This window comes from Anabaenopsis tanganyikae CS-531 (assembly GCF_029891675.1).
Lineage (GTDB): Bacteria > Cyanobacteriota > Cyanobacteriia > Cyanobacteriales > Nostocaceae > Anabaenopsis > Anabaenopsis arnoldii.
The window spans coordinates 17,617-34,251 of record NZ_JANQDF010000161.1; the positions used below are offsets into that span (position 1 = coordinate 17,617).

12 protein-coding genes are annotated in these 16,635 nt (G+C 42.3%); 6 read left to right on the forward strand and 6 right to left on the reverse strand.

From position 1 onward, the window contains the following. Positions 1 to 50: 50 nt before the first annotated feature. Both NWP22_RS15485 and NWP22_RS15490 read left to right on the forward strand, forming a co-directional pair. Entirely contained in the window at positions 51 to 860 is an 810-nt protein-coding gene (locus tag NWP22_RS15485; protein WP_280802086.1) for an Rpn family recombination-promoting nuclease/putative transposase, read from the forward strand. A 122-nt stretch (positions 861 to 982) separates the two neighbouring features. Next, positions 983 to 1,165, forward strand: a complete 183-nt coding sequence (locus tag NWP22_RS15490; protein WP_271734313.1) for a hypothetical protein — start codon at positions 983 to 985, stop codon at positions 1,163 to 1,165. Here NWP22_RS15490 and dcm read toward each other — a convergent pair. The 3 genes from dcm to NWP22_RS15505 form a co-directional block, all read right to left on the reverse strand. After that, entirely contained in the window at positions 1,158 to 2,459 is a 1,302-nt protein-coding gene (gene dcm, locus NWP22_RS15495; RefSeq protein ID WP_280802087.1) for a DNA (cytosine-5-)-methyltransferase, read from the reverse strand. The genes NWP22_RS15490 and dcm overlap by 8 nt on opposite strands. 76 nt (positions 2,460 to 2,535) lie before the next feature. After that, positions 2,536 to 6,063, reverse strand: a complete 3,528-nt coding sequence (gene metH, locus NWP22_RS15500) for a methionine synthase (protein ID WP_280802088.1) — start codon at positions 6,061 to 6,063, stop codon at positions 2,536 to 2,538. Between the two features lie 150 nt (positions 6,064 to 6,213). After that, positions 6,214 to 7,533 (reverse strand): ABC transporter substrate-binding protein, encoded by a 1,320-nt coding sequence (locus NWP22_RS15505; RefSeq protein WP_271734310.1) that lies wholly within the window; start codon positions 7,531 to 7,533, stop codon positions 6,214 to 6,216. Between the two features lie 112 nt (positions 7,534 to 7,645). Between NWP22_RS15505 and NWP22_RS15510 the strand changes: the two genes are divergently transcribed. Continuing rightward, complete coding sequence (locus NWP22_RS15510) at positions 7,646 to 8,404, forward strand: YebC/PmpR family DNA-binding transcriptional regulator (RefSeq protein ID WP_271734309.1); 759 nt, start codon at positions 7,646 to 7,648, stop codon at positions 8,402 to 8,404. Between the two features lie 75 nt (positions 8,405 to 8,479). After that, a complete protein-coding gene (locus NWP22_RS15515; RefSeq protein WP_417006613.1) occupies positions 8,480 to 9,289 on the forward strand; it encodes a Tab2/Atab2 family RNA-binding protein in 810 nt (269 codons plus the stop codon). A gap of 26 nt (positions 9,290 to 9,315) precedes the next feature. Here NWP22_RS15515 and NWP22_RS15520 read toward each other — a convergent pair whose 3' ends face one another. From NWP22_RS15520 to cobA, 3 genes are all read right to left on the reverse strand, one after another. Next, positions 9,316 to 9,600: a DUF2470 domain-containing protein gene (locus NWP22_RS15520; protein WP_271734308.1), complete on the reverse strand. Its 285-nt coding sequence runs from the start codon at positions 9,598 to 9,600 to the stop codon at positions 9,316 to 9,318. Between the two features lie 53 nt (positions 9,601 to 9,653). Further along, positions 9,654 to 10,991, reverse strand: coding sequence for an RNA-guided endonuclease InsQ/TnpB family protein (locus NWP22_RS15525; RefSeq protein WP_271734336.1), 1,338 nt, complete (start codon positions 10,989 to 10,991; stop codon positions 9,654 to 9,656). A gap of 125 nt (positions 10,992 to 11,116) precedes the next feature. Continuing rightward, entirely contained in the window at positions 11,117 to 12,685 is a 1,569-nt protein-coding gene (gene cobA / locus NWP22_RS15530) for a uroporphyrinogen-III C-methyltransferase (RefSeq protein ID WP_271734307.1), read from the reverse strand. A gap of 265 nt (positions 12,686 to 12,950) precedes the next feature. Between cobA and NWP22_RS15535 the strand changes: the two genes are divergently transcribed. Then, complete coding sequence (locus tag NWP22_RS15535) at positions 12,951 to 14,669, forward strand: diflavin flavoprotein (protein WP_271734334.1); 1,719 nt, start codon at positions 12,951 to 12,953, stop codon at positions 14,667 to 14,669. A 72-nt stretch (positions 14,670 to 14,741) separates the two neighbouring features. Further along, positions 14,742 to 16,454 (forward strand): diflavin flavoprotein, encoded by a 1,713-nt coding sequence (locus NWP22_RS15540; protein ID WP_271734306.1) that lies wholly within the window; start codon positions 14,742 to 14,744, stop codon positions 16,452 to 16,454. Positions 16,455 to 16,635: the final 181 nt, after the last annotated feature.

The window sequence follows — 16,635 nt, forward strand, 5'->3', positions numbered from 1 at the left end:
TTTCTACTCAGTGTCAAAGATTATAACCATCCTAGTATGTAAATATTTTCATGAAACGGGACTCGATTTATTACCAAATTTTTAAGCGATTTCCATCGGTTATTTTTGAACTGATTGATTACCGTCCTGAACAAGCACAGAATTATCGATTTGAGTCAGTTGAAGTCAAAGAAACCTCTTTTCGTATAGATGGGGTGTTTTTACCCCCAGAGGATGCAAAACCCCGGATTATCTTATTTGCAGAAGTGCAATTTCAACGAGATGAAGGTCTTTACCATCGCTTCTTTACTGAGTTGCTGATGTATTTAAACCGCAATCAGTCTGAATACGATGACTGGTATTGTGTGGTAATTTTCCCAGACCGCAGTTTAGAACCAAGGGATACAAAAACTCATCGTCTGTTTTTCCACAGCAACCAAGTACAGCGAGTTTATCTAGATGAATTAGGTAATCCCAATCAGCAGCGTATAGGTATTAATTTAATGCAGTTGACCATCGCATCAGAGCAAACGATGGCAGACCAAGCAAAAAAATTAATTGAACGAGTACAATTAGAGTCAGAGGATGCACGGCTAAAAACAGAAATTATTGATATTATTACCACAATTGCTGTTTACAAGTTTTCTTCGTTAAGTAGAGAGGAAGTGGAAGCTATGCTCGGACTGACTTTAGAGCAAACCAGAGTCTATCAAGAAGCTAAAGCTGAGGGTCGCCAAGAAGGTCGCCAAGAAGGTCGTCAACAAATACTGAAAGTAGCTGTACCACTGTTACTAAAAACAGGGATGAGTCTAGAACAGATTGCTCAACAGCTTAATGTTGACCTAGAAGCTGTCCGCCTTGCTGCACAGCATAACACCTAAGCAATTTGACTTACAGCAGTTTTCAAGTAAATAAATAAAGTACACACCTTAATATCATAAATCTTGTGGGGTGGGCATCCTGCCTGCCCTAGTTTACCTCACTCAGATGGCTGTATTTCCAGTTGAGGAGTATTGTTACCAGTTACCTGAAGGTAGTTGGGATGCGATCGCTGGCGACAATTGATCAATATGGTTTAATATCAGAAGGTGATTTAGTAAATAAGTGGATTGTAGCCATCTTTACAGATGCAGGTGTTGCTGTAGCGGCTAAGATAAAAGTCACCGTTCTACAATTACTTATCTAACTAATTGCTGAGTCTTTTCTATTTTTACTTGAGAACCAGAAAACATTTTTACCAACACTTGTTCTGCGACAGCCTTAACTACATTAATGCTTACCGAATTTCCCAATTGATAGTAAGCTTTATCATCATTGGGATGAAGTAAAAAATTATCTGGAAAACCCTGTAAACGTGCTGCTTCACGGGGAGTTATTCGTCGGACTCGCTGATTATGATAAACGCCTAATCTATTAGCATCACTAGCAACCAATGTCACAGAAATTTTCCTAGGATCTAAAAATTTATAAACTTCAAATGAAAAATTACCAGATAAAGGTTTATATTTACCATTAATCAGTTTCAAATATTTCTTAGTAACTAGTGAATTCAAAACATCTGCCAAATTAGGATAATCACAGAAACTAGCTATTTGTTCTTGAGTCAGTAGTTTACCGTCTTGTATGTCACCAAATTCTTTGTTACGTCTTTTTAAGATAAAACGGTTCATCAATGCAATTTCTTCTACAGTACATTCACCACGCAAACCTAACTCCCAAGAATGAATAGATTTACCACCTCTATAATCAATTAGCCTTACACCATGAAGTCGATTTAAATCATGGTTAAATATCCGTTTTAAGGCATTAATAAACTCTGGAGAACAGTCATATTTACTGTTAGGATTATCTTCTAAAATATCACAAACACTCACATTTTTTTTTGTTTGATCAAATAAAGATAACTGATTATCATTATAACTATGAGAATCTTTTGGTCCAACATCCGACATCAAATCAAATACAGGATTAGCATTTAAAATGCCAATTAAATAAATCCGCACTCGATTTTGGGGTAAGCCGAAATTTGCACTATTGAGTAAAAAAGCATCAAAGCTGTAACCTCTTTTTTGTATTTCGTGTTTTATCGTTGCCAAAGTTTTACCTTGTTCATGACTATAAATACCTCTAACATTTTCAAAAATAAAAGCTTGTGGTTTATATGTATCAAGCAATCTAGTAATTTCAAAAAATAGTGTACCTCTGGTGTCGCCAAACCCTTCTTTTTTGCCAGCATAAGAAAATGATTGACAAGGAAACCCGGCTAATAATATTTCATGTTCTGGTAGTTTATCTATAATTCGGATATCACCTAAAGACTGGTGATTGAAATTTCTTGCATATACTAGTTGAGCATCTGTATTGATTTCGCTACTTAAAACACATTCGGTTTCTATATTTAATCCATGAGCAGCTTGTTCAAAGGCTAATCTAATTCCTCCTATCCCTGAAAATAAATCCACGAATCTAATTTTTTGCATACTTTTAAAACCTGTGTTATTAAAATCAGGCCAATTCCTGAATTACCCCCATCCCATTGGGAAGGGGGGAGTATAACTAGGCGCTGAAATACTTAGCTACAGGGTGATAAGCAATAATCGCCGTCGTAGACTGTTCTGGATAAATTTGCTCACTTTCATCCATATACAGATTAATTCTGTCGGTCTCCAACAACTCCAGCTGCTTATACTGATCCTGCATATTCGGACAAGCGGGATAACCGAAACTATACCGCGAACCGTGATAACGCTGTGCCAAAATATCCCGAATATTATCCGGTTCATTAGCACCAAAACCCAACTCCCGGCGAATTCTGGCGTGAGTCCATTCCGCCAACGCCTCAGCCACCTGCACAGCTAAACCGTGAAAATACAGATAATCTGTGTACTTATTATCAGCAAATAACTTTTGGGCGAACTCCGTGGCTATCTCTCCCACAGTTACCGCCTGCATGGGGAAGACATCAATTACCCCCGACTCTTTGGGTGCAAAGAAATCAGCAATACACAACCGCCTTAAAGACTTCTGTCTGGGGAACTCAAAACAGGCTCTTACCTCTGACTCTGGATGGTGAGAATCATAAATATACAAAGTATTCCCCTGAGACTGACAGGGAAAATACCCATAAATTACCTGGGGATGTAGCAACTTCTCAGTAATGATCCTTTCCTTCCAACCCTCCAAAATCGGAGAAACATTCTGTTGTAAAAACTCCTGATACTCCTCCTTAGACTGTTCCTTTGGCTTGCGGAATTGCCATTGTCCAGCAATCAAAGCTTGTAAATCTAAATACCACAAAACTTCTTCAATGGGAATATCAGCAGGTTGTAATAACTGAGTTCCCCAAAAAGGCGGTGTGGGGCGGGGAATATCTACCGCCACAGCTTCAGATGGGTGGGTATCTATAGTTACAGGTTGGGCATCACTGGGTGCGGGAGACTGGGTACTAGGTGCTGGGGAGGTGGTGATTTTTGGTTCTGCTTCTACCTCATCCAAAAATCCTTGGAAATCATCCCAATTATTAGCAGCTTTAGCTGGCATTAATTTATCCATGAAATGCAAATCAGCAAAAGCATCCTTACCATAAATTACCTTACCCTTGTAGGTGTTTTGGCAATCCTGATACACAAACTTGGGAGTTAAGGCCGCACCACCTAAAATTACAGGAACAGTAATTCCCTTTTCGTTGAAAGCCTCCAAGTTATCCTTCATAAAAGCGGTAGACTTGACTAACAACCCACTCATAGCAATACAATCAGCTTTGTGTTGTTGGTAAGCCTCGATGATATTTTCCACCGGTTGCTTAATACCCAGGTTAATGACCTTGTAGCCATTGTTAGATAAGATAATATCTACCAAGTTTTTACCAATATCATGGACATCACCTTTAACCGTGGCAATGATAAAGGTGCCCTTAGCATTATTACCAGATTCTGACTTTTCCATGAAGGGTTCTAGATATGCAACCGCAGCTTTCATGGTTTCCGCTGACTGCAAAACAAAAGGTAATTGCATTTGTCCAGAACCGAACAACTCACCCACAACTTTCATCCCATCTAGAAGAAAGGTGTTGATAATTTCCAGAGGCGGATATTGTTCTAAAGCCTTTGTGAGCTGTGCTTCTAAACCAATGCGTTCGCCGTCGATGATATGACGTTTGAGGCGTTCTTCTATGGGGAGACTTTCATCTACACCTTTTTCGCGCTTTGTAGTTACCCCTTCAAATAAGGTGGTAAGTTCTCCTAAAGGATCATAAACGCAGACATCACCCTCAAATTTACGCCGGTCATAAATTAAGTCCTGACAAACTTGTTGATGGTTGTCTGCAATTTTAGACAAAGGTAAAATTTTGTTAGGGCTGACAATGGCTGCATCCATACCAGCTGTCATTGCTTCATGTAAAAACATGGAGTTGAGTACAACTCTGGCTGCTGGGTTCAAACCAAAGGAAATATTAGATACACCTAAGATTACATGACAGCCGGGTAATTCTTGGCGAATCCGCCGAATTGATTCAATGGTAGCCCTACCGTTGGCTCTGTCTTCTTCAATCCCGGTAGAAATAGGTAAAGCCAAAGTATCAAAGAATATCTCTGTGGGAGGTATACCATATTCTAAAGCTTGACGATAGGCACGTTGGGCAATTTGAAACTTTTTCTGGGCTGTCCGCGCCATCCCATCTTCATCGATAGTACCAATAACTACCCCAGCGCCGTACTTTTTAGCTAACTCCAGCACTTTTAAAAAACGTGGTTCGCCATCTTCGTAGTTGGTGGAGTTGAGTAAACACTTACCACCGGCTACCTTTAACCCCGCCTCCATTTTTTCCCATTCTGTGGAGTCGAGCATTAAGGGCAATGTAACATTATTGACAATGCGTGATACCAGTTCGTGCATATCTCGCACACCGTCACGTCCTACATAATCGACGTTGACATCAAGGATGTGTGCCCCCTCTTTGACTTGGGCCCTAGCCATAGATACTAGTCCATCCCAGTCCTCTCCATTGAGCAAATCACGGCATTTTTTGGAACCACTGGCGTTGAGACGTTCACCGACAATTAAGAAGGAATTATCTTGGTCGTAAGGCTGAGTGGAATAAATTGATGCTGCGGCTGGTTCTAGGCTATGCTGTCTGACTTTTGGCTTCAGGTTTTGGGCAATTTCTGCTAATTGTTGAATGTGTTCTGGACGTGTCCCACAGCAACCCCCAATCACTTGGACACCCAAATCTTCAACAAAGTGCATTAATGCCATGCGTAATTCCAACGGTGTGAGGCGGTAGTGTGCTTTACCACCAATATTCTCAGGTAAACCGGCATTGGGTATACAGGAGACGATAAAAGGTGAATGTTCTGAGAGATACTTGATATGTGGTTTCATCAGGTCTGGCCCTGTGGCACAGTTCAAACCCAGAATATCTATGGGATATGGTGCTAATATGGTCAGCACAGCACTGATTTCTGAACCTACTAGCATTGTACCCATGCTTTCCATGGTAACGGATACCATGAGCGGGCGACGTTCACCTTTTTTGCTAAAAACTTCTTCAATACCATTGAGTGCTGCTTTGATTTGCAGTACGTCTTGACAAGTTTCTACCAGAAATAAATCAACTCCACCATCAAAGAGGGCTTCGGCTTGTTCGGCGAAGTTAGCTTTGAGGGTGTCAAAGTCAATATGTCCCAAGGTGGGGAGTTTGGTTGTGGGTCCCATGGAACCGGCGACAAATCTCGGTTTGTCTGGGGTGGAAAATTCAGCGGCGACCCTCTTGGCTATTTCTACGGCTGTTTTATTTAAGTCATAGGTCTTCTGTGCTAGGTCATATTCTGCTAGTACAATGGATGTGGCTCCAAAGGTGTCTGTTTCAATGACATCAGCGCCAGCGGCGAGAAAGTCTCGGTGTACTTTGGCGACGGCTTCGGGGTTGGTGTAAACTAAGTATTCGTTACAACCTTCATATTCTGGACCGCCGAAATCTTCCGCAGTCAGGTTTTGACTTTGCAGGTTGGTTCCCATAGCACCGTCAAAGACGATAACTGGGCGGTTGGGACTATGCAGATGTTCTAGGAACGGATGAGTCATATTTTCCTACAGGAAATTACTTCAGTCTTGTAGTGTTCTATTTTATTATTTTCCCAAATTGTCGGCGTTTTATGCGGTTCGGTCTTGGTAGAATTTTGTTGCATATACTAGGCGCACAGTCCAAACCACAGATGTTGACGCTTGGTGGTTTCAGTTAAAGATCAGGTCTAGGCGCTGTTGGGCGGTTTTTAGGGCCTGTTCTGGGGAGGTTTGACCCAGTAGTACTGATTCTATTCCTCGTCCTAGGCTATCGGATATCCGATTGTAGCCGGGAAAGATGGGACGCGATCGCCCATGTCGGGCCTGATCTAAAAATACCTGCACAGATGGGTTAGTTTGGAGGAATGCTTGATATTCTGGTTGTTGGCGAGATTTCAGGTTAATTGGTAAATAACCGGTTCCCAAAGCTAATTCTGTTTGAAATTCTGCACTCATGGCATACTCAGCAAAGATGAAAGCTGCTTTTTGCCTTTCTGGTGTGGTTTTAAATAAGAATAGGTTTTCACCCCCGATGCTGGTAGCTGGTTGTTTGTTTATAGGTATGGGAAAAACGGCAAAATCAACACCGCTCTGAGTAAATTCTTTTAGACTCCAAGGACCAGTTACCTGCATGGCTACCTTACCAGAAATTAAGTTACCTGTTTCATAGCCTCTTTCTGGGGGGGATAACATGGCAGAACCATCTTCAATCAGATGACGCCAAAATTGCAAGGCGGCGATCGCCCCTGGATTATCTTGTAACATTACTGCTGCTGGTTTTTGCACGTCTGGCGGTACTAATTCGCCGCCACTACTCCACATAAATGGTAACCAGGTGAAGACCGTAAACTCACCTTTGCCTAATGGCAACAATACCCCATACTGGTCTATGCGGCCATCGCCATTAGTATCACGGGTTAATTTTTGCGCCACTTGGCGAAACTCTTCCCAAGTTCTGGGTAATTGGGTAATTCCGGCGGCTGTAAACAAACTGGGACGGTAATATACAGCCACATTATTAGTTGCAAAGGGTACAGACCAGATTTTACCCTGGTATTCCATGGATTCAAACAAGGCCGGCTCAATTTCCCCTTTGACTGGGGAATTATTCAGCTGCTCATCTAAAGGAATTAAGGAACCTGCTAGTTCCACTAATTGACCGGCAATAGTGGGGTTGTACCATAATAGGTCTGGGGGAGCATTCCCCACCACTGCTGCTAAAATTTTGGGGATTTGCTGGTCTTGTTGTCCTGCATAGACAGATTCTACGTGAATATAGGGATGAGTTTGATTAAATTTATCTACAAGTCTTTGTAAAACATCTCGATTAGGCGGGGGATTTACACCTTGCCATAAGGTAAGATGAACTACATCTGTTTTTCTGAGGTTTTGGCATCCACTCAAAGCCAGTATGCCGACCAGCAGTAACAGTAGTAAACTTCTAATGTAGTATTTTAATTTCTTTCTTTGTCTTCTGAATTTATTGGGCATGGGAAAAATGCGCGCAAAACTTATCATCAGGTATCGCACAATTGATATTAGATACTTCAATTGGCATTTGATATATCCTAAACTTTCAAGAAAGGGTTAATCATTTAACATTATGGCAGGACATAGTAAATGGGCAAATATTAAGCGTCAAAAGGCAGTAGTAGATGCCAAGAAGGGTAAGACCTTCGCCCAGTTATCTAGAGCAATTATTATTGCTGCGAGGACTGGTTTACCAGACCCCAGCGCTAATTTTCAGCTACGTACAGCCATCGATAAGGCTAAGGCTGCGGATATACCTAATGATAATATTGAACGGGCGATCGCTAAAGGTGCAGGAACCTTTGGCGGGGATAGTAGTAATTTTGAGGCTATTCGCTACGAAGGTTATGGACCGGGTGGTGTCGCAATTTTAATTGAAGCCCTCACAGATAATCGTAACCGCACAGCGGCTGATTTACGTGCCGCTTTTAGTAAGCGCGGTGGTAACCTTGGTGAAACAGGTTGCGTCAGCTGGATGTTTCACCAAAAAGGTGTGTGTACTGTTCAGGGGGTAAAAAATGAAGACCAGCTTTTGGAAGCATCCCTAGAAGGTGAAGCCCAGTCTTATGAAATGATTGACGATGACATAGCCGAGGTATTTACCGAGGTGATCAACTTAGAACTACTCACCCAGACACTCAAGGAGCAAGGCTTTGAGATCAGGGATGTAGAATTACGCTGGATACCTACTAATTATATTGAGATTGCTGATCCTGAGCAAGGGCGATCGCTGCTCAAGTTAATTGATACTCTCGAAGGTTTAGATGATGTCCAGAATGTGACTGCTAACTTTGAAATAGCCGACAGTCTTTTAGATGTAATCATGGTTTAAGAACAACTAACCGCACAGACACCCATCAATTTATCTGTGGATCTGTGGTTCATAAATCTCTTTTTCCCAAAAATTATGAAAATTTGGCAACTTGACTTTTATCGCAGTCCAGTACAGGAGACATCCGGACAAACCCTATGGGAATTGTTGATTTGTGACCCAACACATACCTTTGAATATACAGCCTCCTGTCCCCAGACAGCCGCCACCGCCCATTGGCTTGCTACTCAAATTCAGCTAGCCGCTAGTAACAACTTACCAGATATCATTCAGGTATTTCGTCCCCAGACCTTAAGTTTAATTCAAGTCGCCGCCAAAAACTTAAATATTCGCGTCGAACCCACCCGCCATACTTTAGCCTTAAAACGGTGGTTACAAGCAAAGCAATATCCCTTAACCCTAGATCAACCACCCCCAACACCATTACCAGAAAACCTCTGGGGGGAACAGTGGCGCTTTGCTACGCTCCCAGCGGGTGAACTTGTGGATGTATTTGCAGAACGCCCCATACCTATTTTGTCTATACCAGAATCTTTACAACCCATTAATTTGGGTTTACCATCCACAGCGCCTATTCCGGGGGTAGTTATCTATGGTGGTAGAAAGTCAATGGCTTTGGCTCGGTGGTTAGATACGGCACAGCCAGCATCGTTAAATTACATAGCAGGTGAACCCCATGGTTTAATATTAGAGGCTGGTTTAGTAGATAGGTGGATTCTCGCCACTTTTACAGATGCAGATGTGGTTGCGGGGGCCAAAACCTATCAACAGCGTCAACAACAAAGCCGAGGATTGCACTTTTTGTTAGTGCAACCCGATGATTCTGGGATGACCTATAGTGGCTTCTGGTTACTATGCTTAGATGTAAATTCTAAGTATATTTAACAAAGGTAACCTACTTAAGCTAGTGACTATTTTCCCTGAAGTCGTGCTTGCTTCACCATGGCAATCAAAGTTTGGTGAGCATCTTCTGAGTCTACCAAAATATGATCGAATTGAATCCGCACTGGCACAGTTTGTTGATTTACCTCTGCTGTCAAATTCATCCCTTGAGAGTCAATGGAGAGCATTTTTGCACTTGTGACATCTGTCACACCCCCAAAAGCTTGGGCATAAAGAACTACAGCATTAGCATGGTCATCATTCATATGAGTGCAAATGCGTGAGCTAATTTCAGGGGAGAAGTAATCAGACATGATGGATTAGGAAGTTAATAATACAGTGATGGTCTCAGATTTTACCAGATGAACTACCCACAGTTGGCTTCGCCTGAACTGTGGGTTTCTACATCCCTCAGTTCGTTTTTAGCAAAACCTTCTGTAGATTTTTGTCGCTTCTTTGCCCCTAGTTGCCGCATCGATCCAGCTTGCTTGCGCTTACTGGTAGATGTAGTAGAGCTAGACGACTCTGCGACTACGAAGCCAGTTCCTGACTCCGGTAGAATGCCTTTTGCCCAGTAAAGCATTACTTCTGCTGCGGCGATGTCGCGGTCTTGTGTATAACCACAAACACCACAATTATGCACTCTCATATCAAGTGTTTTCTTGTGTTGATGACCGCATTTAGGACAGGTTTGGCTAGGTTTTACTTTCTTGGTGGGAACTTCTACAAATACACCACCAATCTGCTCAACTTTGTACTTGATGGTACTGCGAAGCATCCCAAAACTAACATCTAGTATTGACTTATTCAAACCTGCTTTTTGTTTCTTACCCTTGCCTTTTTTAGCCTTACTGGTCATGTTCTTGACTTCTAGTTTCTCAGTGACAACGAAGCTATTACCGCGTACAATGTCTGTTGCAACTTGATGTACCCAATTTTGGCGCTGGTTAGCAACTTGACGAATTAGTTTACTAACCTTTGCTTGGGCTGTTTTCCATCTCCTAGAAGCCTGAATTTTTTTGGTTCTATTTGGTGCGCGTTTTTGTCTTTTATCCTTGGATGCTTTCTTGATTTGATGTTCAGCGGTTCTCAAAAACTTAGGAGCCTCAATCTGTTGATGATTCTGACCATCAGTAATTGACAATGCTGCATTACAACCTAAATCTATCCCAACAGCACCAGTTGGTAAAATTTCTGGCTTGAGAACTTGGTCTAAAACATCTACAGTGATCGATGCGTACCATTTACCATGACGATAAACGATAGTACAAGTAGTGGGAGTTCCCCAATATTTAGCTTTACCCCGCATCTGAATACGTCCAATTTTAGACAGGTTCAAATACCCATTTTCGCCATGGGATTCTACTGAATACCCAGATTTAGCGGGATATGTCCAACCTGAATAATGTCGAATCGATTTGAATTTAGGACGTTTACCTAAACCTTTGAACCAACGTTCAAAAGCATAATCTACCCGTTTTAATGTGGCTTGCAGAGCTTGAGAGTTAATTTCCTTATACTCTGTCCACACTTCTTTGAATGCAGGTAAGCAATTTTGTTGCTCAAAATAATCAACCTTATGGTTGAATTTTTGATATTGAGTAAATCTGTTATATACAGCAGCGTTAAAAAGGTCTTTGTGAAGCTTTCGGTGATACCTCAAAGACTGTTCTATCTGCTTATTTGGGTATAGCCTGAAAGTCATCCGCCTTGTCACCACTGATTGATTTTCCTCCTGCAGGTATTTTTTTCTATTATAAATCAAGCAATATATACAATCTTAAGATGCGCCTAACAAGTAATTGTCAATTACTCAAATCCCCTGCTACGTTAACGACTTTTCACCCATTTAACTACTGCTTGGGTTAAACCATCTAAAGTATATTCCTCAGCCTCAACATCGACACGCCCTAATAAGGATTGGCAGGTTTTTGATGTTTCCGGACCTATAGAAGCAATACAAACATCTGCTAAAATATGGCTGATGTCACGGTTATCGGCAAATACCTCTTGTAAGAGTTGACAGAAGAACTTGACAGTTTTAGAACTAGCAAAGGTAATTATATCTACAGTCCGATTTTGCAAGGCTAATTTTGCTGACTCTGGTATACTTGTGGGGCAGCGAGATTGATATGCAGCTACTTCTACAACTACCGCACCTTGAGCAGTTAATTCGGCAACTAAAACATCCCTTCCGCCGCTTTCTACTCTGGGAAATAACACCTTTTGACCCTGTAGTGATTCGGGGAAATGAGCCACCAAAGCATCAGCGACAAAATTAGGGGGAATCAAATCTGGTTTAAGTCCCCGTTGTTGCAGACTTTGGGCTGTTTTTTCACCCACCACAGCAATTTTAATGCTACTTAGAGCACGAACATCTTGACCTTGGGCGAATAATCTGGTAAAAAAGTAGTCTACCCCATTGGTAGAAGTAAGAATTAACCAGTGAAAATCTGTCAAATTAGCGATCGCCCGGTCTAAACCTGACCAACTGGAAGGGGGGACAATTTCTAAAGTAGGCATGGAAATCACAGTCGCACCCAATGCCGAGAGGCCATCGCTAAATTGGCTCGATTGCCCAGCGGAACGAGTCACCAGAATAGTTTTACCTGTGAGGGGGGAATTATTTAACATAGGTGGAGAGTCAAAAGCTTGATCTTTTAAGGATATTCTCTGAGGTTGTAGGTAATTACGTAATTTTACAACTTCCCCAATCACAATTACCACCGGGGAGAGATAAACGCCCTGGGTTTGCGTGAGAATATTTTTCAGTTCTCCTACCCAAACTTGTTGATCAGGAGTTCCCGCCCAACGAATAATAGCAATAGGGGTATAGGGTGATCGACCTTGCCTGATGAGTTGATGTATAATCTCAGCTAGATGAGTTCCCCCCATCAATATTACCAGAGTGTCCAATCTAGATAAAGCTTCCCAATCTAAAACATCTGGTTCATGGGCTGTGAGGACAGCAAAACAACGACTAAGTACAGCATCAGTCAAAGGAATCCCAGCCATTAAAGGAGCAGCTAAGGCCGAAGAAATTCCTGGTATGACTTCAAACTCACAATACTGAGCTTGCAAAGCTGTAATTTCCGGGGTACAGCGACCAAAAATCAACGGATCCCCAGATTTTAATCGTACCACCTGTTTACCTTGCAAACAATAGTCAACCAGTAATTGATTAATTTCCCCTTGGGGTGTGCTAGGTTGACCACCACGTTTACCAACATCTAGGCACAGACAATCAGGTCTGACATACTGTAATAATTGCTGATTTACCAGAGCATCGTAGACTAACACCTCAGCCATAGCCAGAAGATTGTAAGCCTTTACCGTCAGATATGCCACATCTCCAGGTCCAGCACCCACCAGATAAACCTTCCCCTTTTGTTCAGTCATAAATTTAACCTGTGAAACCACCCAGAAAACAAATAAATTTTACTACAAAAACTGGAATTAACCTCCTATTAAAAAGCCTGATAACTTGGCGTTAATCGGCGGAAAAAAGAAGAAATCACCCCCCCCAAAAATCAAGGAAAAAAATCGCAATAATCACTACAAATTAGATTTTATAAAATAGCAACTTGATTACAACTTTAAAAATAGATTCAAGGGACAATGAGTGCAGAAAAGAATACTCAAAATTTGCGCTCGGAGACGAATAATGGTAGCGATCGCAGAGAACGTACAGCATAGACTAAGTATACAGACTGTAGAAATTGCCCCTAACACAACGGCGATTCGCTCTCTTGATTGGGACCGCGATCGCTTCGATATCGAATTCGGACTGCAAAACGGTACGACATACAACTCATATCTAATTAGGGGTGAGCAGACAATTTTGATTGATACTTCCCACCAGAAGTTTCGTCAACTATATTTAGACACACTCAAAAGTCTTGTTAACCCCAAGACAATCGATTACATAATAGTTAGCCACACAGAACCAGACCATAGCGGTCTAGTAGAAGATGTATTGCAGTTAGCACCCAGAGCCACAGTATTAGCCTCAAAAATTGCCCTACAGTTTTTAGAAGGTTTAGTACACGAGCCATTTTCCAAGCGCATCGTTAAAAGTGGCGATCGGATTAATATTGGCAAAGGACACGAAATAGAATTTGTGAGTGCGCCCAATCTGCACTGGCCAGATACAATCTTCAGCTATGATCGCAAAACCGAAACCCTGTTCACCTGTGATGCATTTGGGATGCACTTCTGTGACGATCGCACCTTTGACGAAGACTTAGAAGCGATTGAACCAGACTTTAGATTTTACTATGACTGCCTCATGGGTCCCAATGCCCGTTCTCTACTAAACGCCATGAAGAGAATGGGGGAACTGGGAAAAATTAACATGATCGCCAATGGTCACGGGCCAATACTGTACCATCACTTAGATATATTAACTGATTGCTACCAAACTTGGAGCCAAAGACAAGCTAAAACAGAAACCACAGTTGGCTTATTTTATGTTTCCCAGTATGGATATAGCGATGAGCTAGGTTTAGCCATAGCTGAAGGTATCCAAAAAACAGGAGTGGGAATAGAAGTCATTGACCTAGGCACAGCCGAACCCCAAGAAATTCAAGAGCTAGCAGGTAGAGCCACGGGATTGATCATCGGTATGCCCCCATCCACTGCTGTAGCAGCACAAGCCGGTATAAGTTCACTATTATCCGTAGTCACAAACAAACAACTAGTAGGTTTATTTGAATGTTACGGCGGTGACGACGAACCGATTGATACCCTGCGGCGGAAATTTATCGACCTGGGTGTTAAAGAAGCCTTCCCTGCTATTCGCATTAAACAATCTCCCACAGATGTAACATTCCATCTATGCCAAGAAGCCGGTATAGACCTGGGACAATTACTGATGCGCGAACGCAACATCAAGCAAATCAAAGCCCTTGATGTCAACATGGAAAAAGCCCTGGGGCGGATTAGCAACGGACTGTATATTGTCACCACGCAAAAAGGTGATGTTAAAAGTGCCATGTTAGCCTCCTGGGTAGCCCAAGCCAGCCTACAACCTTTAGGATTCACCATAGCAGTAGCTAAAGACCGCGCCATTGACTCCTTAATGCGAGTAGGGGATCATTTCGTCCTCAACGTCCTAGAAGAAGGAAATTATCAAGAACTGAAAAAGCAATTTCTCAAGCGCTTACTTCCCGGTGCTGACAGATTTGCTGGGGTGAAAACCCAAACCGCTAAAAACGGCTCTCCCATCCTCACCGATGCTCTAGCATACATGGAATGTGAAGTCCAAAAGAGCATGGAGTGCAGCGACCACTGGCTCTTATACTGCACAGTTCAAGAAGGTCGTGTTTCTAAATCTGATGCACTCACAGCAGTTCGCCATCGCAAGGTAGGTAACTACTACTAATTAGGGAATGGGGAATAGGTATTAAGTATTTCCCCCCCTTTTAAAACATCCTCTTATTTTTGGCAAAAATCTATGAGCAATTCCAAACCCCGTGACGTACAAGTTATCCCCGTCGCTACAAACACCACATTTATTAGAGCGCGTAGTTGGTCACGCCTGCGGTTTGAAATTGAATACGCAAGAGAAAGAGGCACTACCTCCAATTGTTATTTAATTGAAGGTGATAAAACCGCAATTATTGACCCCCCTGCCGAAACCTTCACGGAACTTTATTTAGAGGCGTTGCAGCAGACCCTGAACTTGAAAGAGTTGGATTACATAATTTTAGGTCATTTTAGCCCCAATCGCCTGCCAACTCTCAAGGCGCTTCTACAACTAGCACCCCAGGTAACATTTGTTTGTTCTCTCTTGGGTGCTGCTAATTTGCGTCATGCTTTCCCAGACAACGCGCTAGAAATTCTAGTCATGCGGGGGAAAAAAACCCTTGATTTAGGTAAGGGTCACGTTTTAAAATTTCTACCTATTCCCAGTCCGCGCTGGCCAGAAGGACTTTGTACCTACGACCAGCAAACCCAAATCCTCTACACAGATAAGCTATTTGGCTCTCATATCTGTGGGGATGAGGTGTTTGATGACCAACCCGAAGCATTACAAGAAGACCAGCGCTACTACTACAACTGTTTAATGGCTCCTCAAGCTCAACACGTAGAAGCAGCTTTGGAGAAAATATCTGATTTGCATGTGAGAATGTATGCTCCGGGTAACGGCCCATTGGTACGTACCGGATTAATGGAACTAACCAACGCCTATGCACAATGGAGCAATGCTCAAAAACACCGTGATATCTCTGTGGCTCTACTTTATGCCTCAGCTTACGGAAATACAGCAATTTTAGCTCAAGCTATGGCTTTGGGACTGACTAAAGGCGGCGCAGCAGTGCAATCAATTAACTGCGAATTTGCTACCCCTGATGAAATCCGCACTGCTATACAACAGTGTGATGGTTTTGTGATTGGTTCCCCCACTATCGGCGGTCATGCTCCCACACCTATTCACACTGCTTTGGGAATCGTCCTCACCGTGGGTAATAGTCATAAACTCGCAGGGGTTTTTGGCTCCTACGGTTGGAGTGGTGAAGCATTTGATTTGATTGAAGGTAAACTTCGCGATGCTGGTTATCGCTTTGGCTTTGATACTTTCAAAGTTAAGTTTAAACCTGATGATGTTACGCTCAAATTCTGTGAAGAAGTTGGTACAGACTTTGCTCAAACCTTGAAAAAATCTCAAAAAATCCGGTTACCCCAACAAGCTGCTACCCCTTTGGAGCAAGCTGTCGGTAGAATTGTTGGTTCAGTTTGTGTTCTCTGCGCTCAACAAGGTGATGTCTCTACTGGGATGTTAGGCTCTTGGATTTCACAAGCTACCTTCAATCCACCTGGTCTGACTGTGGCGATCGCCAAGGACCGAGCTATAGAATCTCTAATGTATCCAGGTAGTAAATTTGCTTTGAATATCCTGGAGGAAGGCCATCATTTAGAGTACACGAAGCATTTCCGCAAAAATTTTGCCCCTGGAGAAGACAGATTTGCCAACTTTAGCACCACAGTTGCAGATAATGGCTGTAAGATTCTCACCGATGCCCTAGCTTATCTAGAATGCTCCGTCCAGGAACGCATGGAATGTGGGGATCATTGGGTAATTTACGCAACTGTTGACAATGGTAAGTTAATCAAACCTGATGGTGTGACTGCCATCAACCATCGTAAAACTGGGACTCACTATTAGAAGTTTTGCCAGAGCCAGAACTTTTCGAGTACATGAAGTACAGATATTAATGTCTGGAAATGGTCTGTAAATCTCTACTGTCAGACTCCTGTCATCCTCTCAAGTTTGGCGGGAGTCTTCTTGTATAGTTAGATATTCGCTTAATTGCTCTGACATTTAGCAAAAACTTTTCTAGTTTCTA